This is a genomic window from Siminovitchia fordii DSM 16014 = CIP 108821 (genome assembly GCF_000374565.1).
GTDB lineage: Bacteria > Bacillota > Bacilli > Bacillales > Bacillaceae_C > Siminovitchia > Siminovitchia fordii.
In genome coordinates this window covers 14,805-36,810 of sequence record NZ_KB894704.1, presented here as the reverse complement: position 1 = coordinate 36,810, position 22,006 = coordinate 14,805, and the positions used below count along the sequence as shown (strand labels likewise).

The window sequence follows — 22,006 nt, the reverse complement described above, 5'->3', positions numbered from 1 at the left end:
ACCCGAATTTTTTACAGTTAAACCAAAACTTTTGATGAAATTCCGATATTTGATAAAACGACCGCCAAATTGTTATGATAGCATTAGTAAAATTAAGAATGTATTTGAAAGGGGAAAAAATAGATGAGCATGGATTTTAATTTATATGTCAACGATATCGTGCGCCAGGCCCGTGAAGATATGGAACAGGCTGGATATGAGCAGCTTCAAACACCGGAAGAAGTGGAAGTCGCTTTGGCAAGAAAAGGGACAACCTTGGTTATGATCAATTCCGTATGTGGATGTGCCGGAGGAGTGGCCCGTCCTGCAGCAGCGCATGCAATTCACTATGATAAGCGCCCTGACCATCTTGTTACGGTATTTGCTGGACAGGACAGGGAAGCAACGGCCAAGGCGAGAAGTTACTTCACTGATTATCCACCGTCTTCTCCATCTTTTGCTTTATTGAAAGATGGAAAAATCTGTACAATGGTTGAACGTCATGAAATTGAAGGGCATGATCCAATGTCAGTGGTAAACAAGCTTCAGCAATATTTTGAGCAGTATTGCGAGGAAGTATAATCTTTTTGGCACGGATGAGCCGGCTAAGTATGAATCAGATTTCACCCCAATAACCAAACTAATAAAAAAGGGTGAAGAACGTGCGCGTTTTTTTGATTTTCTTTCTACTGGCCGGCTCTCCATTTTGGCCGTTCGATGCGGAAATTTTGCCTGGCGATCCTATAATCATCATTAATAAGAAAACGAATGAGCTAGTGTGGCTTGACCATGGCGAAATCCGATTGCGGACAAAGGTTGCTACTGGGAAAACGAATGATCTTACCCCTGAAGGAATATTCACAGTAACGGTAAAAGCGGTAAATCCGTATTACCGAAAAAGAAATATTCCGGGGGGAGACCCACGAAATCCGCTTGGATCGCGCTGGATCGGCTTTGACGCCAGAGGAACGGACGGGAGGATTTATGGCTTACATGGAACAAATCAGCCCCATTCAATTGGGGAGTATGTGTCTGAAGGGTGCATCCGTCTTCCAAAAAGGTCCCTGGAGAGCCTGTACGAGCATGTATCGTCAGGAACTAAAATATTGATTACGTATTCTGATAAGTCTTTTGAACAATTGGCCAGCGAAGCCGGAGCTCAATAAAAGGCCTTGCCAAACAGCAGGGCCTTTTTCTATATGGGATGTTCTGTTTTTTATTCCATTTATAACATAAATGACAATCCGGCCATTACTGTGGTGGCAATCATGGCAAACAGCATTAAGTATATGATCAGTCGTTGGATTTTTTTGTTGGTCAACTTCTTCACTCCTTATCTCTTCACTTTACATTCTATTTTATATGGAATATTTTAAAGAGACAAGCATGTATAATGAATCTGGTGCAAGGAGAGGAATCATTGGAACGGAGGCCAAACGCATGAAAAAAGTGGATCATATCGGCATAGCAGTCAAATCTATTGACGAGGCATTGGTGTTCTATACGGAGACGCTCGGTTTTCACTGTATAGACATTGAGGAAGTACAATCTCAGCAAGTACGTGTCGCTTTTATTGATGCGAACAATGTGAAAATAGAACTTTTGGAATCGCTTAATGAAAATGGCCCGATTTCAAAATTCATTGAAAAACGCGGAGAGGGAATCCATCATATTGCATTTGGCGTTCATTCCATACAAGAACGGATATCAGAGCTAAAGGAAAAGGGTATCCGTATGGTGAATGAAATACCAAGAGAAGGTGCCGGCCAGTCACGTGTCGCGTTTATGCATCCGAAATCCGGTCATGGAGTCTTGTTTGAACTATGTGAAAAATTACACATGGAGGAGAAATGAGTGACGGATATATACGAAAAGATCAATGATTTGTATGATCGTCGCAGGAGAGCAGAGCTTGGTGGGGGAGACGAACGGATTGCAAAACAGCATGAAAAGGGAAAGCTGACAGCGAGGGAAAGGATCGAACTGCTTTTGGATGAAGACACATTTGTAGAACTCAATCCTTTCATTGAACATCGTTCTACAGATTTTGGCCTGGAAGAAATGAAATATCCGGGCGATGGAGTGGTCACCGGCTACGGAAAGATCAACGGCAGACCTGTTTATCTTTTTTCACAGGATTTCACCGTGTTTGGCGGTGCGCTCGGTGAAATGCATGCTGAAAAAATTGCTAAAGCAATGGATTTGGCTGCAAAAAATGGAGCACCTTTCATCGGACTGAACGACTCTGGTGGCGCAAGAATCCAGGAGGGTGTCGTATCACTTGACGGATATGGCCATGTCTTTTATCGCAATGCCATATATTCGGGGGTGATTCCTCAAATTTCTGTCATAATGGGGCCATGTGCAGGAGGAGCTGTATATTCCCCTGCTATTACCGATTTCGTTTTTATGGTTGATAAGACAAGCCAAATGTTTATTACAGGGCCCAAAGTGATAGAGACTGTTACAGGTGAAAAAATTTCATCAGAAGATCTGGGTGGATCCAAGGTACATAATACATTCAGTGGAAATGCGCATTTTCGGGCGGGTAGCGAAGAAGAGGTTCTTTTTATGGTGAGGAAACTTCTTTCTTATCTCCCCCAAAATAATCAGGAAAAATCTGCAAGGGAAAAATGGATTGCCGGAGATGAGCTAAGGCCGGATTTGGCAGATACTGTACCTTATGATGCTGTAAGGCCATATGATGTCCGTGCGGTCATTGATCAAGTGGTTGACGACAATTCCTTTTTTGAAGTTCAGAAGGAATTCGCCAAAAATATCGTCATTGGTTTTGCCAGAATCCGTGGGGAAGCGGTCGGACTCGTTTGTAATCAACCCAAGTTTCTCGCTGGGGGACTAGATATCGACTCGTCGGATAAAGCGGCAAGGTTCATCCGTTTTTGCGACTCCTTTAATATTCCCATCATAACGTTTGAGGATGTCACAGGTTTTTTTCCAGGAGTGAAACAGGAGCATGGAGGCATTATTAGGCATGGGGCAAAAATCCTTTATGCCTATTCAGAAGCCACTGTCCCGAAAATTACGGTCATATTGAGAAAAGCCTATGGCGGTGCTTATGTAGCATTGAACAGCAAATCGATCGGCGCCGACTTGGTTTTTGCCTGGCCTAATGCAGAGATAGCGGTTATGGGACCTCAGGGAGCGGCAAACATTATCTTTGCCCGTGAAATTGCGCAAAGTGAAAATCCAGAAAAGATACGGAAACAAAAAATTACAGATTACCGGGAAAAATTTGCGAACCCTTATGTAGCGGCTGCCCGTGGAATGGTGGATGATGTCATTGACCCTCGAGAAACAAGGCTGAAATTGATACAAGCTCTGGAAATGCTGCATAATAAGAAAGATGATAGACCCCAAAAAAAGCACGGAAATATTCCATTATAGACGGGAGGAGAAGTAAACATGATCAACGAACAACGGTTGCTCGATGAATTTCTTGAATTGGTGAAAACGGACTCGGAAACTAAAAACGAGGCAGAAATAGCCAAGTTGCTCAAACAAAAATTTCAAAAGCTTGGCGTGGAAGTATATGAGGACGATACGAAGGAACAAACGGGACATGGAGCTGGTAATTTAATCTGCACCCTAAAAGGAACAAAGGACGGTGTAGCTCCTATTTACTTTACATCACATATGGATACGGTTGTTCCAGGCAACCAAGTGAACCCATCCATTAAAGACGGATATGTTGTGACAGACGGGACGACGATTTTGGGTGCGGATGATAAAGCAGGGCTTGCCGCCATGCTGGAAGCCATTAGGACATTAAAAGAAAACGGCACCCCGCACGGAGATATTCAGTTCATCATCACTGTAGGAGAAGAATCTGGTTTAGTCGGTGCTAAAGCTCTTGATTCCCAACTTGTCAAAGCAGAATATGGTTTTGCTTTGGACAGTGACGGCCCTGTTGGGGATATCATTGTAGCCGCTCCAACCCAAGCAAAAGTAAAAGCAGTGATCCATGGTAAAACTGCGCATGCAGGAGTCGCTCCTGAAAAAGGCGTATCGGCCATCAACATTGCCGCCAAAGCCATTGCAAAAATGCCGCTTGGAAGGATCGATGAGGAAACGACAGCCAATATAGGGAGGTTCGAAGGCGGCAAAGCGACAAACATCGTTGCTGACCGTGTCGATATCCTGGCGGAAGCTCGATCATTAGTTGAGGAAAAAATGATCGCTCAGACAGAAAAAATGAAAAAGGCATTTGAGGCAACTGCAAAAGAATTGGGTGGAAGCGCAGATGTTGAGATTCAAGTTATGTATCCAGGCTTTAAATTTTCAGATGGTGACCATGTCGTAGAAATTGCTAAAAAGGCTGCTCATAAAGTAGGGCGCGAACCGCGGTTATTGGCTAGCGGCGGCGGAAGCGACGCAAATATCATTGCGGGATTCGGCATTCCAACTGTCAATTTAGGTGTCGGATATGAAGAAATCCACACAACGAATGAACGGATGCCAATCGCGGAATTGAACAAGCTGACTGAAATGGTTGTTGCGGTAATAGAAGAAGTGGCAGACAATTAAGGATTGATGAAGAGATGAAGGAATTCTATCCGAAAATGGGGCGGGTAATTCTTCATGTAGATATGAACAGCTTTTTCGCTTCGGTGGAAATCGCTAATGACCCTTCTTTGAAAGGAAAGCCTTTGGCGATTGCTGGCGATGCCAAACAAAGAAAAGGGATTATTGTCACATGCAGCTATGAAGCACGCGAATACGGTGTCAAAACGACGATGCAGCTTTGGGAGGCGAAAAAGCTTTGTCCGAAGCTCATCGTCAAACAACCGAATCACGAGCGCTACCGGCTTGTTTCACAAGCCATTTTCGACCTTTTAAGAAAGTACAGTGATCTTGTCGAACCTGTATCAATTGACGAAGGGTACGTTGATATTACGGATTGCCAAGACTTGGGCAAACCAGTTCAGATAGCTGAAATGATCCAAAAAGATTTATTGAAAACACTTGATCTGCCATGTAGCATTGGGATAGCTCCGAATAAATTCCTGGCGAAAATGGCATCCGATATGAAAAAGCCGTTGGGTATCTCCATATTAAGGAAAAGGGACGTACCGGCTGTTCTGTGGCCATTGCCGGTGATTGAAATGCATGGGATTGGTGAAAAAACAGCAAAAAAACTGGAATTGATTCATGTGAAAACGATCAGAGACCTTGCTCATGCCAATGATTTGCAGCTCCAATCAGCAATAGGCATCCACGGAATCAGGCTGAAGGAACGGGCAAACGGGATAGACCCACGGAAAGTCGATCCAGACGCTGCTGCTGTTAAAAAGAGCATCGGCAGTTCGATTACTTTGCCGAGGGATATTTCCAATCAATCCGAACTTCTTTCTGTATTGGAGAAGCTTTCAGACAATGTAGCCTCCAGGCTGAAAAGGAAGCAGTATGTGACAAAAAATGTTTCTGTTATGATCAAATATAAAAACCGTGAAACTATTACCAGAAGCCGTATGCTAGAAAACCCGATCGTTGAGGCACGAGATATTTTCAAGGCAGCCAAGACGTTATTTATAAAAAACTGGAATGGTCATCCGGTTCGCCTTTTGGGAATCACGGGACAAGACCTTTTAAAAGCGGATCATTCCTTTGAACAGCTTAGTTTGTTCTCCTATGAAAAAGTGGCAAAAAAAGAGCCGCTTTACGAAGCCATCGATCAGATGAAAAAGAAGTACGGCTCATCAATTCTGCGTACAGGTGCGGAGTCGCCCCATCCTGAAAATAAAAAGAAATCCTGATCATTTCCTTTTAAACATACCCTTAATAAAAGAAAAGGGAGCTTTTTTACTCTTGGAATTCTTTTTTGATCCAGAGTATTTGGACGGCAGTTTTTGGATATAAATTTCTTCTTTATCAATGGCATGCTGATAAGTAAGAACAAGCCCGATATCTGTGGAATGGTCTTTATCCCTTACAATGGAAAAGGGTATATTATTTTGGCGAGCCTTATTTATATAATCAGACAGAAAGGTATACCCCAGTTCTCCATTGAGCAAAAGGATTGTTTTCGGATGTTCGTTCATCAGTTTTTCAACCTCGGGATAGATGCCTGGTTCCATGACCTGACTTTTAGTGAGCGCGACGACTATCCTTTCCCTGATTGTACCGAGAAACTTCTTCCGTTCCTCAATCTTAGTCTGCTTCGGGCCGTACATTCCTTTTTCCAGATAATCTTCAAGATTGGCGCGTTTCACGAGCAACACCTCCGCGATAGTATATTCGACTGAAATGGGTCGGGTGAATGACGCCGTCCGTTGTTTTACCCCATTAATATGTACATTAGATAGAAGGGGGCGAGCTTATGAATCTTCTGTTTCTCGGCACAGGTGCTGGAGTTCCCGCGAAACTGCGGAATGTTTCTGCACTGGCCTTAATGCTTTTGGAAGAAAGAAATGCGGTTTGGTTATTTGACTGCGGAGAGGCAACGCAGCACCAAATCCTTCATACGTCATTAAAACCAAGAAAAATCGAAAAAATATTCATTACCCACCTTCACGGGGACCACATTTTCGGTTTGCCGGGCTTATTGGGCAGCCGCTCATTTCAGGGCGGCACAACGGAGCTGACTGTATATGGACCGAGGGGAATTCGGCAATTCCTCGAGGTATCGCTTAAAATAAGCGAAACACACTTAAAGTATCCTCTCTCTATCATTGAGTATGGTGATGGCCTGCTATTCGAAGATTCCCAGTTTAAGGTTGAAGCATTGCTTTTGGATCATGCCGTTGCAAGTTACGGATTCCGAATTACCGAAAAGGACAAGCAGGGGACACTTGATGCAAGAAAGCTTCGGGAAGAGGGAATCCCTCCAGGTCCCATATATAAAAGGCTGAAAGAAGAAGAGACTGTCAAGCTTGATGATGGAAGAACCATCCATGGAAGCGACTATGTTGGACCGCCTCAGAAAGGCCGTGTTATTGCCATATTGGGGGATACACGACCGTGTAAAAATGCTGTTGAACTTGCTAGAAATGCCAACCTGTTAGTCCATGAATCCACTTTTTCAGGTGAAAATGAAGAAATGGCAAGGGAATATTTCCACTCCACCACCATGCAGGCAGCTGAAATTGCCCGTGAGGCGAATGTAGGCATGCTTTGCCTGACCCATATCAGCTCCAGATATGCTAAAGAAGACTGGAATCGCCTAGAGAAAGAAGCACGTACAATCTTTTCCGATTCTAAAGTGGTTTCAGATTTTACAAATATAGCCATACCTTTTAATTGAAGGTATGGCTTTTCTTACATGAAATTCTTGAAGGTGCGAAGCGTCGCCCTCGTTTTTCTAATCTAGCTCCATCGCCTAGCAGCCTTCGTATTTCCTTATACGATTAGTCAACATCGTTTCGCTTCTAAATTACCAACCCCGTTGATATTGGACCGGAGCCTCGATTTCATGGCCGAGCTCTTTTGCAGCGTTCCTTGGCCAATACGGATCCCTCAAAAGGGCACGTGCTAAGAAAATAAGGTCTGCGCGATTATTTTGCAATATTTCTTCTGCTTGAATCCCTGTTGTGATCAAACCGACAGATCCTGTCGGGATGTCTGCTTCCCGTTTAATTTTTTCGGAAAATGGCACCTGGTAACCAGGATATGTTGAGATTTTCGCCGGAGCCACAGCTCCCGAACTGACATCGATCAAATGAATCCCGTCTTCCTTCATCCATTTGGCTATCGTTACATAATCGGATGGATCAAGACCTTCGCTTAGATAGTCATTGGCTGAAACCCGGACAAAGAGAGGGCCGTTCCATACCGTTTTAACCTCGTTAATAACCTCCTTTAAGAAGCGGTAGCGGTTTTCCATGGACCCGCCGTATTCGTCTGTTCGATGGTTAGTTATTGGAGATAGGAACTCATTAATAAGGTAACCATGAGCCCCGTGAATTTCAATGATGTCAAAACCGGCTTTCTTGGCTCGTTCCGCTGCTTTTCTAAAGAATTCGACCGTTTCCTTAATATCAGTGATGCTCATTTCTTTCGGCGTTTTCATTTTTTCGTTGAAAGGAATGGCTGAAGGAGCCAGAATGTCGCCTTTTAATTCAGCTTTCCTGCCTGCATGGGCGATTTGTATGCCTGCTTTAGCTCCATGTGCTTTGATCATGCCGACAAGCTTTGTCAACCCCTCTACATGATCATCACTCCAAATTCCCAAATCTTGCGGACTGATTCTTCCTTGAGGAGTGACCGCGGTGGCCTCCACGATAATCAAACCGACTTGCCCGACGGCGCGGCTGGTATAGTGGGTATAATGCCAATCATTGACCATGCCGTCTTCATTATGGCAAGAATACATGCACATGGGCGACATGACTATTCGATTTTTTAATGTAATATTGTTTATCTCATATGGTTCAAATAATTTTACAGTCATTCAGTAGAAGCCCCTTTCGTCATTTGGTCATTCATTATTATACCAAGATGGAGAAAAAGAAACCCAGCAGCGAGATTCAAGCATTAGACTAAGTGTTTTGAGTCATGGATTTGTCCAAGGCGCTTTGACTGTTCCGCTGCTGCCTTGATGCATTGGATGAAGGCATCTTCTACGTTGTTCTTTTGTAGTATCTTAATGCCGGCTTCCGTTGTTCCACCCGGACTTGTTACAGCCTTACGCAGTTCTGAGGCAGGGCAGTCTGAGGTACCCAACATTTCTGCGGCACCCGCCAGTGTTTGAAGAATAAGCTCCTTTGCCATATTTGAATCAAGGCCGATCTCCCGAGCAGATTGTTCCATCGCTTCAACAACATAGTAGATATAAGCCGGTCCACTCCCGGAAAGGGCTGTAATAGCATCAAGCTTGTTTTCCTCTACTACGGCTGTTATTCCAATTGAAGAAAACACAGTGGCTGCCAGTTCCCTTTGGTTGACGGAAGCATACTGATTGAAAGCAACGGCTGTTGCTGATTTACCTACGCTTGCGGATGTATTCGGCATTGCTCTTGCAACAGCACATGGCACTTTTAATTTTTCTTCCATAAATGCGATGGATATTCCTGCCATGACTGAAATGAAAAATGTATCCGATTGGATGTATGGCTGGATCTTCTGAAGGGCAGAATCTGCGTCTTTCGGCTTTACTGCAAAAATGACCATATCGGCATTTTTGATCAAACCTTCCATGTCATATGTCGACTGGATTCCGTAACGGCGTTCAAGCTGTCCCAATTTCTCCCGGTCCTCGCGGTTGGTGACAAAGATGTCTTGACCCCGGCAAATATTTTTTTCGATTAACCCAGCAATAATAGCCTCTGCCATGGATCCTGCTCCGATGAATGAAATCTTCATGTGTTTTCCCTCCATATATTAAAAAACAAAAAAACCTTTCATCCATCAAAGGACGAAAGGGTTGACTTTCGCGGTACCACCTTTATTAACCGCCAACGAAGGCAGTTATCTCAAACCCTGTAACGCAGGGGGACGGTCAGTTTTGGCTGACAGCTCACATGGGCAGGTTCGATAAGTTAGTGGATGATGGAGCCTTCCAGCCGCTGGACCCCAATCTCTTTCATCATTTGCTTATCTACTGATCCCGATCATCGCTTTTTTAGCTCAAGTTTATATATGATTATGCTGACAGAATGCAAAATTGTCAAGGGGTATGGATGAACAATTCCCTATTTTCTATCCAAATATAATGACATTTTATGCAAAAGTCGATAAACTATACATGCTTATGTTATGAACTCTTTTTTAAAATAAAAAGTTGAGGGATTAGGTATGGACGAAAAAATAATGAAACTGGTTTTGCCTACACCGTTTTCTGTAGGTGATGTTAATGTATATCTTGTCAAAGGAGATTCACTGACTTTGGTTGATGCAGGTGTCAAAACCGAAGTGGCATGGGAGACATTTAAACAGCAATTAAAGGAAGTCGGCTATGAGCCTAGGGATATTGAACAAGTAGTATTGACCCACCATCACCCGGATCATGTAGGGCTGCTCGAATGGCTCCCGGAAGATATTCCCGTATATGGACATCCGTACGTCCGCCCCTGGATTGAAAAGGACAAGGACTTTCTAAAATTTTATGATCAATTTTACAGTCAGCTGTTCACTGAATTTGGGATGGAGGGGGACTTTGCGAAAATGCTTTTAGCTTTAAAGTCTCCTCTCCGGTATTCGGCTATACGCGCGCTTACTTATGAAATTGAAGAGGGGGATATCATTCCGGGCTTCGAAAACTGGACGGTGTTCGAAACACCGGGGCATGCTCAAAGCCATTTGGCTTTTTACCGAGGAGATAACGGAACGCTGATTGCAGGGGATCACATCCTTGCAACCATTTCTTCCAATCCGCTGCTTGAGCCTTCTCTTGATCCTTCGAAGGACCGCCCAAAGCCGCAGCTTCAATATAACAAGTCGCTTCGAAAAATGCTTGATGTGGAAATCCGAGAAGTCTTTACAGGCCATGGATCTGAGGTGAAAAAGGCTCATGAGCTCATTGAGCGCCGAATTTCAAGGCAGCATGACCGTGCCATGCAAGTGTTGGAGCTGTTGAAGGAAAAACCGCTGACAACATTTGAACTGACAAAAATTCTGTTTCCCGCCGTTTACGAAAAACAACTGGGCTTGACGTTGTCTGAAACGACGGCACAGCTTGACTATCTTTTATCAACCGAAGCGATTACAAAGCAGATTAACGATAACGGTACGGCTTATTTTTCAGCGTGATGGAGTGCGGACGATGAGAAAAAATGAACGTTTAAAAGGGAAAACAGTAGTAATCACCGGGGCATCGGGCGGCCTGGGAGAGCAGATTGCTCACAGGTGTGCGGCAAGCGGTGCAAATCTTGTACTGCTTGCCCGTAATCAAAAAAAGCTGGAGCAACTGGCTGAAAACGTCAGCGAAAAATACAGTGTGGACTGTTTGCCCTTACAACTTGATCTTTCCAGGCATGAAGATATTCCGGCGGTTTTTCGAGACATAATTGAAAGAGTTGAGTACATTGATGTTCTGGTCAATAATGCCGGGTATGGAGTATTTTCCGAGGCGAAAGATGTGACAGCAGCGGATGTCAAGGGGATGTTCTCGGTCAATGTCGTCGGTCTGATTGTCTGTACAAAAGAAGTGATCAATTATATGAGGCAAAGAAAATCCGGGCATATCATCAATATTTCATCTCAGGCAGGAAAGCTTGCCACTCCAAAATCGAGTGTTTATTCAGCAACGAAGCATGCGGTTTTGGGATATACAAACAGCTTGAGGATGGAACTTGCCAAAGATGGTATTTTTGTGACCGCCGTAAATCCGGGACCGATGGCGACGAATTTCTTTGACCGCGCAGATCCGAGCGGAAACTACGTCAAAAGTCTTGGCCGGTATATACTGTCCACTGAAAAGGTGGCTGAAAAAATTGTGGAAGCCATGCTGATGAACCGAAGGGAGATCAACTTGCCTGGCTGGATGAACGCAGGAAGCATTCTGTATACCTTATTCCCGCGGCTTGTCGAACGTCTTGGCAAAAAAGCGTTTTTTAAAAAATAAAGTATATTGAATATATAAAATTGATTTTTACAGGAAAGTTTTAATGGAGTGGAGATTTATTTATGTTTTTAATCGAAAATTACATTAGTTCGATTAAATCCAACCTTGAAAAACCTTCCGACTTGTTAGTTGGAAACCTTAAAAGGTATTTGAAAATAAATTTTCTGCCGATATAGATTTATTGGATTTCACTGCTTTTATTGAACCTACAAGGTTTGAATTATCAATTAGAATGTTTTCAATGGACAAGGAAGCCAATGAAGTTTTCTGTGAAGCAGATGATGAAACGGTTTTTGCAGGAAGTATAGAAGTATTTCCAGAAATTGAATACTATCAATTGAAAGATAGTCAGCTAGACTTTTTTTTTTCGATTTTTACGAACAGAACGAAGATCTAATAATTCCGCAAGAACAAAAGTTTTTACTAACTGGTTTAGTGAATGTTGGAAAAAAGCCGGTGGGAAAGCGTTGAACTTACCATCTTACTTTGTTTTCCACGATGATTATACGTCATTTGAGTTGAAAAATGATCGATGGATTGACGATGACAAAAAATGGTCATACTAAACAAGATAAGAACAAACCCTTTCTCTTTTAGATAGAGGAAGGGTTTGTTCTGTTTGAAGCATGCCACTGAACAATACTGTGGAAGTTGTATTTTACAAGCAGAAACGTTCCTGTAGATAGGGGATGAAATGAGGAGTATCGAATTTAGCCGGCAGACGAAACGTCAATGTATTATATTGATTGATAAGGAGAGTAACGGTATATTTTCTGCCGGTTTTGATAAAACATATCGAACAGTTTCAGTTCATTGATTGATGTGCAAAACATGAATAAAGGTTCTCTAGTTTACATTTTTTTACTTTCAGCAATTTCCCCAGGGTGAATAAAAGCATTCGATTTTTTGCAAAAGTGCAAAAGGAATTGCGAAATTGAACAATCTCTCCGGTGGAAAAGTAGAATTCCCTATTACTATATAGCTATTTCTACTACTTATTTACCAGATAAATAAAAGGTTACTGTTATTTTTTAAAAAAATTAAGGAATATATATCAGGTTGGTATGCTTTTTGCTCTATATTCTTTCATCAAAGAGTCAGACGGCTCTTCGGTGTAAGCGGTTACGATTATTTTGTGGGAAGGAGGAAGGATCTAAAAGTTGTCAGTTGGATAAGGTTCTATGGAAACTAAGGGGGGAAGATTGTGGCGGAAGTGATTGAAAATGATGGAAAAACAATAGAGAAGAAAGAGAAAAAAGAGGATTATGCATTGGAGCGAGTACCGGAGCATTATCGAATGAATTGGTGGAGTATCACGAACGTGACCCTAGGGGTAGCTACAGCTATGCTGTTCATGCAGATGGGAAGTCTGATGACGGTGAGTTTCGGTTCAATGAACGCTTTACTTGCTGAGATTTATGCTACCATCGTTGCAGGGACTTTAGGGATTGGGATCGCCTATATCGCAGGTAAGTCCGGACTGAATGTGAACTTGATGGCCAGAGGGGGAGGCTTCGGTTATATCGGGGCGTCTATCACATCCCTTATCTATGCTTTGAACTTTATTATGTATTGTGCGATCGAAGGGGCAATCATGGCATATGCAGTCCATGAATATATTCCCGGGATTCCCGTTTGGGGTTTGATGATATTTTTCGGATTTGCAGTTGTTCCATTTAACTGGTTTGGCGTGAAACAGCTCGATAAACTTCAAAAGTGGACGCTCCCCCTGTTCGTCATTTTGATGGGGGCAGGGATCGTAGTTGCTGCAAAACTTGAGCCTGCATATGCAGGTAGTCTCTGGGGCGTGCTTCCAGAGGGTATGGCTGTCGGTGGTGCGTCACTTGTTACTTGCATCGGTATTATGAATGGCCTGGTAGGAATTATAGCTTTACTTATCTCGGATTATGCACGATTTATAAAACCGGACCAATTTAAGATGGGTGTTTTTATGGTGGGCTTTATCCCGGCGCTTGTTTGCTTTTTTGTTATGGGGATGATTGGCATTTGGTTTGGTGCACGTTTCATGCAGGAGAACCCTGGAATCTATTTTGTACAATTGATTGGAATTTTTGGGGCTTTATTTACAATCCTTACTCAATTGCGAATCAATATCACCAACCTTTACAGCGGATCACTTTCACTGGCCAATTTCTTTGAAAATGTTTTCCGTTTCAAACCAGGGAGGAATTTCTGGGTGTTTTTTACAGCTACAGCAGCAGTGGTATCCATGTTGTTGGGGGTAATGGACCACCTTGGCCCGTTATTGACATTCCAGGGAGTCTTCTTATTCGCATGGGCAGCCATAGTTATTTGTGATGCATTCGTTGTTAAAAAAGTATTGAAAATTGGTCCGGATTATTTTGAATACCGTCAGGAATATTTATATGCCTGGAATCCGGTTGGAGTAATTTCCCTCATTATTTCCAGTGTTATCGGGACCATTGCCGCCTTTGGTTTAATGGGTAACTTCCTGGAAGGGTTTGCTGCATTTTTTGCAGGGATCATAGCCTTCTTCTTAACCATTGCACTGGCAGTCATGACTAAAGGAAAATACTATATAAAGCAGGGAGAAAAGTCCGATATGTTGAAAACAAATTAAATAATAGGGAAACACGCGGGGAAAGGGTCTCCGCGTGTTTTTGTTATAGTCAAAAGATCGCTGAAACCTCATGCTTCTCAAGTTCCTGCGACCTTTTTTCCAGCGATAGATTGCAATGACTCCCAAATGCCCGCTAATTCCCTTGTGTATTGGTCAGCCTCTCTTTTTCTTTACCAACACTAAGGCGTTTTTTAAAAATTATTTCTAAACAATGTAAGATAATCCACTCCCGATCGTCTAATATGTAGAGGAGAGGAGGGAAGGTGTGAAGGAATATTCAATTGAAGATTGGTTTGAAAAATATGAGCGAGATATTACAAGTTTCCTTACGTATTATACAGGGTTTACGGACGTGGAAGACCTGGTTCAGGACACTTTTCTGATTGCAATCAATAAAATATCCAAATTCAAAGGGGACTCGAACCCAAAAACTTGGTTAATAGCCATTGCAAGAAACATCGTGATAGACCGTTATAGAAGAAAAAGAGTATGGCGGAGGATTAAGCATTATTTCGCCTCGGGACATGGGCAGGTTCCCGGATCGGAGGAAATTATCATTCAAAACCTGGAACAGCAGCAGTTATATGATGCCATTGAGCGGCTTTCTTCTCAGCAAAAGGAAGTGGTGATATTGCGAGGAATATTGGAACTGTCTTCAAAGGAAACAGGTGAAATATTAAAATGCAGCTCGAACAAAGTGAACGTCACTTATCATAGGGCATTGAAAAAACTGAAGGAATTATTGGAAGAGGAGGGGTTTGTTTGTGAGGGAAACAGAGCCAATCAAAGAAAGTCTAAAGAGTCTTCCTAAATATTCATTATCGAAAGAGCAGCGGCTAACTATACTATTTAAATTACAGGAAAACCGCCCTAATAAAGAAAAAAACTTTAAACCAGCTGTAACTTTCGTCTCGCTTTTAGTGATTTTATTTATCCTGGTTTTCTCGCAGTTTAGAGGAAAATTAATTCAGGAACTTGCAATGAACAAGGAATCTTCTGAGATGGAATCCTCCATGGTCAATATGGAAGAAACTTTTTTGGATAAGGAATATGCAGAAAAAGGACGGTTTTTTACACTACCGGATACAAAGCAGGAAGTCTTTGGAATTGAAGGAAAGGTTGGAATTTTGAACGTCTTTGACCATTTCGTTGCGGAAGATGCTAGAAGGGTTGCCAAGTTGATGATTTTATTTTGGGGGAATCCTGAAGAACTTGCCGGGAAGGATTATAAAATAGAAGCGGCAAATAATAATAAGAGTGTAATGCTATCGGAAGGTGTATTGTTGATGGGTCTTAATGATGATGATGCCCATGTATTAACGGAATTTACTCCTTTTCCTGATGAAGGGTTATGGCAGCTCTCGTTTTATGTGGATGGCCAACTATTTGATGAGTTTTCATTAGAAGTCCTGCCACCATTCCCGAAAACGGAAAACTATATACTTGAAAAATCTCCAAAAGAAATGGAGATTCTAAAGGAAACTGACATGACGATAGAAAGTTTGGGGAAAAATAAAAAGAAAATTGACGTACAATTATTAGGTGAGGACGGAAAAATAGTGTCTGAACATACTTTTGTGCAAGAGGCGGAACATATCGATGGTTTATCAAACAGTCCGGTATATATATATGCAGGAAAATTGTCATTTCCGGAAAAAGGGTACTGGATGTTAAAAATTGACGGAGAGAAGACCCAAAGATTTGAAAACTGAAACGAGAACGCAGCCGAACTTTCGTTTATGTTCTTGATTAAATCATTACCTATTTTTTCAGTCCTGATGCACAAAATACAAAATTTCCCTCATGCACTGTCACAAAAAGGCTTTTTGCCGGAAGGACCGCATCTGCATAAAGAAATTATTTTTTCTCATCTCCGTCTTTCGCTGCCTCCCTTTTTGAAAACGAAATCCCTTAAATAGTAGGGGGTTTCAAATAAGGAGAAGCAAACCACCAAAAGAGGAATAGAAAGGATGAATAAATGATGATAAACATCACATTTACTTCCAAAGCTGCTGATCACATTAAAAAAAAGCTTGCAGGCAGAGATCTCGACCTGAAGCTGATGTATGACATCGATGGCTGCTCCCTCAGTGCCATTCCCACCCTCAGACTTATGGGGAAACAGGAGAGGGGGAGTGATGAAATATCAGTGGATACGAATGAAATGCCCATATGGGTGGAGCAGTCCAAGCTTATTTTTTTGGATGATCAGCTTGAAATTGATTTTTCTGAAAAGAGTCATACCTTCCAACTCGTCAGTCCCAATGAAATATTAAACGGCCGAATGAGCCTGCTCGACTAGTCGGAATTTCCGGTCAATTGATAATAACCGGTATCAATTGGCCTGGAGATGGCAGGAGCGATCGTATCAATCGCTTCTCTCAGCTTATTCAAATCGATTCCGGTTTCAATCCCCATGCGATGCAGCATATATACAACATCCTCCGTTGCCACGTTGCCGCTTGCTCCAGGGGCGAAAGGGCAGCCGCCAAGTCCGCCTGCTGATGTGTCAAATCGGTCGATACCTGCTTGAAGGGCGGCAAATATATTGGCTAGAGCGGTCCTTCTTGTATCATGGAAATGAGCCGTAACCATGGGTTCCGGTAGCTCCTTTTTGATCAGGGAAAAAAGTGAAAATGATTCCGTTGGTACAGCCATGCCGATTGTGTCTGCGACGCTCAGCTCATCCACACCGGCTTCAACGAATTCTCTGCATAGCGATAATGTATCGGCTTCTGGGATTCTTCCCTCATACGGACAGTAAAAAGCGGTGGAGATGCAAGCCCGGACAAAAAAGTCTTTCTTCTTGAGTTCGGAGATGATGGGTCTTAATTCTTTCATGCTTTCTTTTGTCGGCTTATTAATGTTTTTCTTGTTAAAAGTGTTGCTGACGCCTACAAATAATGCAACCGCCTTGGAGGCAGTATCCAGCACTCTGTCAACTCCACGGCGGTTTGGGGCTAAGACGATGCTTCTTGCCCCGGCAGGAGCGGCTTGAACAATTTCAGCGGCATCACTCATTTGCGGCACCCATTTGGGAGAAACGAAAGATGTGATTTCCATCTCTTTGATTCCAGAAGCCGCCAATTGCCGGATGAAATTTTTTTTCACTTCCGTATCCACAAAACTTTGTTCATTTTGGAGACCGTCTCTTGGACCGACTTCAATAATGGTCACTTTAGTTGGCAAGTTCAAAGAAATACCCTCCTATAGCCAGAAAAGCCGGACCTATGCGAGTCCGGCTTTTCGTGGTTGTTGTTATATTATACTAGGACCTTGTTCATTTTAAGCTAAGCAGTTTTTGCTTCAATTCGTTCTCCATCGTAACAAGTTCCTGCTCGGCCTGGGCGCGTTTTGTCCGGCCTTCTTCCTGGATCTTGATCGTTTCTTCCAGCGTAGTGATTAAGTTGGCCTGAGTTTTTTTCAACGTTTCAATATCGACAAGGCCGCGTTCGTTTTCTCTGGCAGTTTCTAGGGTATTGGACTTAAGCATTTCAGCATTTTTAAGAAGCAAATCGTTCGTTGTTTTCGATACCTGCTTCTGTGCTTCAACAGCCTGCCGCTGACGGAAGAGGGAAAGTGCAATCGCAATTTGGTTTTTCCAAAGTGGGATGGCTGTTACGATCGATGTCTGAATCTTTTCGGCCAACGCCTGGTTCGTATTTTGGATCATCCGGATTTGAGGGGCACTTTGAATCGTTATTTGTCTGCTTAATTTAAGGTCATACAACCTCTTGTCAAGCCGGTCGGCAAATTGAATCATATCGTTTACATCCTGAAACGCCATTTGGTCTCCTGATGCTTCGGCTTTTTTCTTCAGGGCAGGAATTGTCTCTGTTCGAATTTCCTCAAGCTTCAGCTCGCCTGCAGCTATAAAAATATTCAATGCATGGAAATATTCTTTGTTTTTCTCATACAATTGCTCAAGCATCTGTATATCTGAAATAAGCACATCTTTTGATTGGTTCAACTTGACGCTGATCCGATCGATTTGGGCGCCGGTTTTTTGGTATTTTGACATCGTTTCCTGGATTGAACTAGATATTTTTCCAAACATTTTAGATAAAAAGTTCTTTTTCTCGGGTGTCAACTCTTCGGGATTAACTGATTTCAGTTTTCCCATCAATTCATTCAATATATCGCCAATCGGCCCAATATCTTTATTTTGAACGTGATCCAGCATAGAGCTTGAAAAATTCAGGAGCTGTGACTGTGCTTGTGTTCCATATGAGATGATTGCCTGATGATTTGTAGGATCAATTTGCTTTGCAAGATCCAACGCTCTTTTTTTGCTCTCTTCAGGCAGGGCATCCACAAGTTTGACCGGTTTCGGAGCGGCGGGCTCCTCCATTTGCGGTTGAAGGGTGAGCTCCTGCTCCCCGAACGGATTGGCGAGCAAGTCATCCAATCCGTCAGTAAATTCATCTTTCAATACTTTTTCATTCATCGGTTCACTCATTCTTTAGTACTCCTTTCGTCATCGAGGGGGTGATATTCCAATTTTTTCAGTGAGTGTTTTGCGACATCCAACTCGAACTGCAAATCATCCACGTCTGAAGACAATACTTGGTAAATGTCCTTCTTGATGGATTCATTCAGATCTTCGAGTGTACTCTGCGTCTCTTTCAGCGATAGATATATTTGATCGTTTTTCACGGGCTGTGCAGCCAGCCGTGCATATCGCTCAGATATTTCGACAACCGAGTCTAGATGGTAGAAGAAGAACCTCTCTGACTGGTAAAATCTGCGAGGGTCTTTATGGACAATGGAATACATCCTTTTGACAAGCTTGTTTAGCTCATACAACTGCTTGAATGCACCCATTGTCCTGACGGAAAAAAATGACTTTTGCAGACGCGCCATCTTCTTTTTGGCTTCCTGTAAATTTTTTTGGATATAGGCATATTCTTTTCTCGTCAATCCGTTCTTTTTTAAAAAACGGTAGTTTGAAACGGACTTGACCCCGTAGTATGTCAAGATGCTTGCCAAAATCGAGAGACCCGAAGAGGGGAGGAAACCCAAATCAAAGCCCAAGAACAAAATAAGCCATATGAGAACTGCTTCAGCAGTAGCTAACATACCCAGAAAAAAAGAAAAAAACGAATTCAAGCTGTATCCACTCCTGTCCATACTTGCTTTTATCCTTTTATACGATTGTCAGCCGTAGAAGTTTCACTATCTTTATTATAAGGAATCAAAGGATTTATTGAAAGGCAAAGAGTGATGGTTTTCACCGATTCATTTGTCAAATAGAGGATTTCTGTAACTTTTCACGAAAAAGTTAGAATAGGAATTATTCAAAGGAGGCTAAAGAAAATGAGTCAGCGGGAAGTGGCGATCGTCAGCGCAGCTCGGACAGCAATTGGAAGTTTTCTAGGAACATTGAAGAATACGCCGGCTCCCGACTTGGGAGCGGCAGCCATCAAAGAGGCAATTAATAGAGCGGGAGTAAAACCGGAAGAAGTGGATGAAGTCATAATGGGTAACGTTCTCCAAGCAGGTTTGGGGCAAAATCCGGCGCGGCAAGCGGCGATAAAGGCGGGCATCCCTGAAAGCGTTTCCTCCATGACGATTAATAAAGTATGTGGATCCGGCTTAAAGGCAATCCACCTCGCTGCGCAGGCTGTTTTGGCAGGGGAGGCGGAAGTAGTTGTTGCCGGTGGGATGGAAAATATGTCCCAGGCGCCGTACCTTTTGAAGAATGCCCGGGAAGGATTCAAAATGGGTGATCAAAACCTTGTTGACAGTATGGTAAGCGACGGGCTTACCTGTATTTTCAACGATTATCATATGGGTGTCACGGCAGAAAATTTATGCGAGCAATTTGGTATCAGCAGGGAAGAGCAGGATGAATTCGCTGTATCAAGCCAGGAAAAAGCGGTTAAAGCGATCGAAGAAGGCAGATTTAAAGAAGAAATCGTCCCGATTGAAATACCGCAGCGAAAAGGTGACCCTATCATTTTTGATACGGATGAATATCCACGCAAAGGTACGACTGCTGCAAAGCTTGCAGCCTTACGGCCTGCCTTTAAAAAGGAAGGCAGCGTTACAGCCGGAAATTCATCCGGTATTAACGATGGAGCTGCAGCTGTAGTCGTCATGTCAAGAAAAAAAGCGATTGAACTCGGTGTCAAACCAATTGCTTATATCAGTGCCAATGCCAATGCCGGAGTTGATCCGAGAATTATGGGAATCGGGCCTGTATCAGCTGTAAAAAAAGCACTTCAAAAGGCCGGGTTGTCATTGGAGGATATGGATCTTATAGAAGCAAACGAAGCATTTGCAGCCCAATCTCTTGCAGTGGACAGAGAATTGCATTTTAATAAGTCCATTTTGAATGTCAATGGAGGAGCGATTGCACTAGGACATCCGATTGGTGCCAGCGGAGCAAGAATACTAGTTACACTTCTTCATGAAATGAAAAGAAGAGGGGCAAAAAGGGGGCTTGCAACGCTTTGCATCGGCGGTGGCCAAGGAGTGGCAACCATCGTCGAATTGGCAGAACAATAATGACCAAGGGAGGTTTTGATGGCATGAAGAGAATTTTTTCGACGTTTCAAGATGCAGTGGCAGATATTGGCAACGGGGCCACCTTGATGGTTGGAGGATTTGGTCTATGCGGGATTCCGGAACATCTTATCATGGCACTTGTCGACAAGGGAGTAAAAGATCTAACCGTCATATCAAATAACTGTGGAGTGGATGAATGGGGACTTGGCCTTCTTCTTCAAAACAAGCAGATCAAGAAAATCATCGGCTCATACGTAGGGGAGAACAAGGAGTTCGAACGTCAGGTATTGGCAGGTGAGATTGAAGTTGAGTTGACTCCACAGGGGACTCTTGCAGAAAAAATCCGTGCGGGAGGGGCGGGAATTCCAGCTTTTTACACACCTGCCGGCGTCGGTACACCCATTGCGGAAGATAAAGAAATTCGCGTATTTAATGGAAAGGAATATGTACTGGAAGAGGCGCTGACAGCAGATTTCAGCCTTGTCAATGCTTGGAAAGGAGACAGGATGGGAAATCTCATTTACAGAAAGACTGCCAGGAATTTCAATCCAATGATTGCAGCTGCGGGGAAAGTGACTATTGCACAGGTTGAAAACTTAGTGGAGGTAGGTGAGTTGGATCCTGATTGCATTCATAGCCCGAGCATTTATATCCAGGGAATAATTCAGGGAGAACTTGAAAAAAGGATTGAGAGAAGGACGGTCAGACAATAGGAAGGAGGTTGTCAAATTGAGTAAAGCTGCAGTGAGGGAAAAGATTGCCAGGAGGGCGGAAAAGGAAATAAAGGACGGGTATTATGTAAACCTTGGAATCGGTATGCCGACTTTGGTGGCCAACTATATATCGGACAATAAACAGGTGGTGCTTCAATCGGAAAACGGGCTGCTCGGTATCGGCCCATATCCGACAGATCCGGAAGTGGATGCCGACTTAATCAACGCAGGAAAAGAGACAGTTACGGCTATTCCTGGAGCCGCTTATTTTGACAGTGCCGAATCGTTTGCCATGATTCGAGGAGGGCATGTGAACCTGGCTATACTGGGCGGAATGGAAGTTTCAAAAGATGGAGACTTGGCCAACTGGATGATTCCCGGTAAAATGATCAAGGGCATGGGGGGAGCGATGGACCTTGTGCATGGTGCCGGACAAATCATTGTCATCATGGAGCATGTCAACAAAAACGGCGATCCGAAAATTTTAAACGAATGTGTGTTGCCATTGACAGGCAAGAAGGTGGTTGACAGAATTATTACGGATCGTGCTGTAATAGATGTAAAGGAGAATGGTCTGGTACTGAAGGAAGTGGCAAAGGGATTTACCGTTGATGATATTATACAATCCACGGAGCCGGAACTGGAAATGAGTCAGGATATAGTAGTGGATGCCTATTAAAATAG

The 22,006-nt window shown here is 43.1% G+C and carries 25 protein-coding genes; 17 read left to right on the top strand and 8 right to left on the bottom strand.

Features of this window, described 5'->3' with window-relative positions; translation table 11 throughout:
* Positions 1 to 123 precede the first annotated feature (123 nt).
* Entirely contained in the window at positions 124 to 561 is a 438-nt protein-coding gene (locus C509_RS0118855) for a BrxA/BrxB family bacilliredoxin (RefSeq protein WP_018708489.1), read from the top strand.
* 80 nt (positions 562 to 641) lie between these two features.
* Positions 642 to 1,145, top strand: coding sequence for a L,D-transpeptidase (locus C509_RS0118850; protein ID WP_018708488.1), 504 nt, complete (start codon positions 642 to 644; stop codon positions 1,143 to 1,145).
* 59 nt (positions 1,146 to 1,204) lie between these two features.
* On the opposite strand, the gene prli42 is transcribed toward C509_RS0118850, so the two are convergent.
* The gene (prli42, locus tag C509_RS26245) at positions 1,205 to 1,309 is read right to left on the bottom strand and encodes a stressosome-associated protein Prli42 (protein WP_306419638.1); all 105 of its coding nucleotides are present in this window, start codon (positions 1,307 to 1,309) and stop codon (positions 1,205 to 1,207) included.
* A gap of 110 nt (positions 1,310 to 1,419) precedes the next feature.
* On the opposite strand from prli42, the gene mce reads away from it, so the two are divergent.
* The 4 genes from mce to C509_RS0118825 are packed head-to-tail and all read left to right on the top strand — an operon-like array spanning position 1,420 to position 5,753.
* A complete protein-coding gene (mce, locus tag C509_RS0118840) occupies positions 1,420 to 1,833 on the top strand; it encodes a methylmalonyl-CoA epimerase (RefSeq protein ID WP_026319969.1) in 414 nt (137 codons plus the stop codon).
* Positions 1,834 to 3,384 carry an acyl-CoA carboxylase subunit beta gene (locus C509_RS0118835; protein WP_018708485.1) on the top strand — a complete coding sequence of 517 codons (1,551 nt, stop codon included), beginning with the start codon at positions 1,834 to 1,836 and terminating at the stop codon, positions 3,382 to 3,384. It begins immediately after the preceding gene.
* 18 nt (positions 3,385 to 3,402) lie between these two features.
* A complete protein-coding gene (locus C509_RS0118830) occupies positions 3,403 to 4,524 on the top strand; it encodes a M20/M25/M40 family metallo-hydrolase (protein ID WP_018708484.1) in 1,122 nt (373 codons plus the stop codon).
* A gap of 14 nt (positions 4,525 to 4,538) precedes the next feature.
* The gene (locus C509_RS0118825) at positions 4,539 to 5,753 is read left to right on the top strand and encodes a DNA polymerase IV (RefSeq protein ID WP_018708483.1); all 1,215 of its coding nucleotides are present in this window, start codon (positions 4,539 to 4,541) and stop codon (positions 5,751 to 5,753) included.
* On the opposite strand, the gene C509_RS0118820 is transcribed toward C509_RS0118825, so the two are convergent.
* Positions 5,754 to 6,209, bottom strand: a complete 456-nt coding sequence (locus C509_RS0118820; protein ID WP_018708482.1) for a YueI family protein — start codon at positions 6,207 to 6,209, stop codon at positions 5,754 to 5,756.
* 107 nt (positions 6,210 to 6,316) lie between these two features.
* Between C509_RS0118820 and rnz the strand changes: the two genes are divergently transcribed.
* Complete coding sequence (gene rnz, locus C509_RS0118815) at positions 6,317 to 7,240, top strand: ribonuclease Z (protein WP_018708481.1); 924 nt, start codon at positions 6,317 to 6,319, stop codon at positions 7,238 to 7,240.
* Between the two features lie 129 nt (positions 7,241 to 7,369).
* Here rnz and namA read toward each other — a convergent pair whose 3' ends face one another.
* Both namA and proC read right to left on the bottom strand, forming a co-directional pair.
* On the bottom strand, positions 7,370 to 8,386 hold the full coding sequence (namA, locus tag C509_RS0118810) for an NADPH dehydrogenase NamA (protein WP_018708480.1): 1,017 nt from the start codon (positions 8,384 to 8,386) through the stop codon (positions 7,370 to 7,372).
* Positions 8,387 to 8,469: 83 nt separating this feature from the next.
* A complete protein-coding gene (gene proC, locus C509_RS0118805; RefSeq protein WP_018708479.1) occupies positions 8,470 to 9,297 on the bottom strand; it encodes a pyrroline-5-carboxylate reductase in 828 nt (275 codons plus the stop codon).
* Between the two features lie 432 nt (positions 9,298 to 9,729).
* Between proC and C509_RS0118800 the strand changes: the two genes are divergently transcribed.
* From C509_RS0118800 to C509_RS0118770, 6 genes are all read left to right on the top strand, one after another.
* Positions 9,730 to 10,683, top strand: coding sequence for an MBL fold metallo-hydrolase (locus C509_RS0118800; RefSeq protein ID WP_018708478.1), 954 nt, complete (start codon positions 9,730 to 9,732; stop codon positions 10,681 to 10,683).
* A gap of 13 nt (positions 10,684 to 10,696) precedes the next feature.
* The gene (locus tag C509_RS0118795) at positions 10,697 to 11,497 is read left to right on the top strand and encodes an SDR family NAD(P)-dependent oxidoreductase (protein ID WP_018708477.1); all 801 of its coding nucleotides are present in this window, start codon (positions 10,697 to 10,699) and stop codon (positions 11,495 to 11,497) included.
* Positions 11,498 to 11,678: 181 nt separating this feature from the next.
* The gene (locus C509_RS26240; RefSeq protein WP_169509260.1) at positions 11,679 to 11,894 is read left to right on the top strand and encodes a hypothetical protein; all 216 of its coding nucleotides are present in this window, start codon (positions 11,679 to 11,681) and stop codon (positions 11,892 to 11,894) included.
* Between the two features lie 807 nt (positions 11,895 to 12,701).
* The gene (locus tag C509_RS0118780) at positions 12,702 to 14,099 is read left to right on the top strand and encodes a purine-cytosine permease family protein (protein ID WP_018708475.1); all 1,398 of its coding nucleotides are present in this window, start codon (positions 12,702 to 12,704) and stop codon (positions 14,097 to 14,099) included.
* Positions 14,100 to 14,364: 265 nt separating this feature from the next.
* The gene (locus tag C509_RS0118775) at positions 14,365 to 14,910 is read left to right on the top strand and encodes an RNA polymerase sigma factor (protein ID WP_018708474.1); all 546 of its coding nucleotides are present in this window, start codon (positions 14,365 to 14,367) and stop codon (positions 14,908 to 14,910) included.
* Positions 14,864 to 15,811, top strand: coding sequence for a hypothetical protein (locus tag C509_RS0118770; protein ID WP_018708473.1), 948 nt, complete (start codon positions 14,864 to 14,866; stop codon positions 15,809 to 15,811). Before C509_RS0118775 ends, C509_RS0118770 begins: the two co-directional genes overlap by 47 nt.
* Positions 15,812 to 15,900: 89 nt before the next feature.
* Here the strand turns inward: C509_RS0118770 and C509_RS27565 are convergent, their stop codons facing one another.
* A complete protein-coding gene (locus C509_RS27565) occupies positions 15,901 to 15,960 on the bottom strand; it encodes a CDGSH iron-sulfur domain-containing protein (protein ID WP_083934627.1) in 60 nt (19 codons plus the stop codon).
* A 120-nt stretch (positions 15,961 to 16,080) separates the two neighbouring features.
* Between C509_RS27565 and C509_RS0118765 the strand changes: the two genes are divergently transcribed.
* Entirely contained in the window at positions 16,081 to 16,401 is a 321-nt protein-coding gene (locus C509_RS0118765) for an iron-sulfur cluster biosynthesis family protein (RefSeq protein ID WP_018708472.1), read from the top strand.
* Here the strand turns inward: C509_RS0118765 and C509_RS0118760 are convergent.
* The 3 genes from C509_RS0118760 to C509_RS0118750 all read right to left on the bottom strand — a co-directional run bounded on the left by C509_RS0118760 (position 16,398) and on the right by C509_RS0118750 (position 19,208).
* Positions 16,398 to 17,300 (bottom strand): hydroxymethylglutaryl-CoA lyase, encoded by a 903-nt coding sequence (locus C509_RS0118760; protein WP_026319967.1) that lies wholly within the window; start codon positions 17,298 to 17,300, stop codon positions 16,398 to 16,400. The two genes, C509_RS0118765 and C509_RS0118760, sit on opposite strands and share 4 nt — an antisense overlap.
* A 79-nt stretch (positions 17,301 to 17,379) precedes the next feature.
* Positions 17,380 to 18,558, bottom strand: a complete 1,179-nt coding sequence (locus C509_RS0118755) for a toxic anion resistance protein (protein ID WP_018708470.1) — start codon at positions 18,556 to 18,558, stop codon at positions 17,380 to 17,382.
* Positions 18,555 to 19,208, bottom strand: coding sequence for a 5-bromo-4-chloroindolyl phosphate hydrolysis family protein (locus tag C509_RS0118750; protein WP_018708469.1), 654 nt, complete (start codon positions 19,206 to 19,208; stop codon positions 18,555 to 18,557). Before C509_RS0118750 ends, C509_RS0118755 begins: the two co-directional genes overlap by 4 nt.
* 207 nt (positions 19,209 to 19,415) lie before the next feature.
* Here C509_RS0118750 and C509_RS0118745 point away from each other — a divergent pair, with 207 nt between their 5' ends.
* The 3 genes from C509_RS0118745 to C509_RS0118735 are packed head-to-tail and all read left to right on the top strand — an operon-like array spanning position 19,416 to position 22,001.
* A complete protein-coding gene (locus tag C509_RS0118745) occupies positions 19,416 to 20,609 on the top strand; it encodes an acetyl-CoA C-acetyltransferase (protein ID WP_018708468.1) in 1,194 nt (397 codons plus the stop codon).
* A 23-nt stretch (positions 20,610 to 20,632) separates the two neighbouring features.
* Complete coding sequence (locus tag C509_RS0118740) at positions 20,633 to 21,322, top strand: CoA transferase subunit A (protein ID WP_018708467.1); 690 nt, start codon at positions 20,633 to 20,635, stop codon at positions 21,320 to 21,322.
* A gap of 16 nt (positions 21,323 to 21,338) precedes the next feature.
* Positions 21,339 to 22,001 carry a 3-oxoacid CoA-transferase subunit B gene (locus tag C509_RS0118735; protein ID WP_018708466.1) on the top strand — a complete coding sequence of 221 codons (663 nt, stop codon included), beginning with the start codon at positions 21,339 to 21,341 and terminating at the stop codon, positions 21,999 to 22,001.
* The last annotated feature ends 5 nt before the right edge of the window (positions 22,002 to 22,006 follow it).